The organism is Pseudoduganella sp. GW821-FHT12E03, assembly GCF_058807115.1.
In genome coordinates this window covers 141,321-142,191 of the sequence record NZ_JBXAQJ010000016.1, presented here as the reverse complement: position 1 = coordinate 142,191, position 871 = coordinate 141,321, and positions in this window count along the sequence as shown.

The window sequence follows — 871 nt, the reverse complement described above, 5'->3', positions numbered from 1 at the left end:
GGCTCAGTCGTGGCCGGTTCAGTCGTGGCTGGCTCGGTCGTCGCTGGTTCGGTCGTGGCTGGCTCGGTCGTAGCCGGCTCAGTCGTGGCTGGTTCAGTCGTAGCTGGTTCAGTCGTAGCTGGCTCAGTCGTGGCCGGTTCAGTCGCAGCTGGTTCGGTCGTTGCTGGTTCAGTCGTTGCTGGTTCAGTCGTGCCTGGCTCGGTCGTAGCCGGTTCGGTCGTTGCTGGCTCGGTCGTCGCAGGCTCGGTCGTAGCCGGCTCAGTCGTTGCTGGTTCAGTCGTGGCTGGCTCAGTCGTGGCCGGTTCAGTCGTGGCTGGCTCGGTCGTGGCTGGTTCAGTCGTGGCCGGCTCAGTCGTAGCTGGTTCAGTCGTCGCAGGCTCGGTCGTCGCAGGCTCAGTCGTGGCCGGTTCAGTCGTGGCTGGCTCGGTCGTGGCCGGTTCAGTCGTGGCTGGCTCGGTCGTAGCCGGCTCAGTCGTTGCTGGTTCAGTCGTGGCCAGTTCGGTCGTGGCCGGTTCGGTCGTAGCCGGCTCAGTCGTTGCTGGCTCAGTCGTGGCCGGTTCAGTCGTGGCTGGCTCGCTCGTGGCTGGTTCAGTCGTGGCCGGTTCAGTCGTGGCTGGCTCGGTCGTGGCTGGTTCAGTCGTTGCTGGCTCGGTCGTCGCTGGCTCGGTCGTCGCTGGCTCAGTCGTAGCTGGTTCAGTCGTCGCAGGCTCGGTCGTTGCTGGCTCAGTCGTTGCTGGTTCGGTCGTAGCCGGCTCAGTCGTTGCAGGCTCAGTCGTGGCCGGTTCAGTCGTGGCTGGCTCAGTCGTGGCCGGTTCAGTCGTGGCTGGCTCGGTCGTAGCCGGTTCGGTCGTGGCCGGTTCAGTCGTTGCTT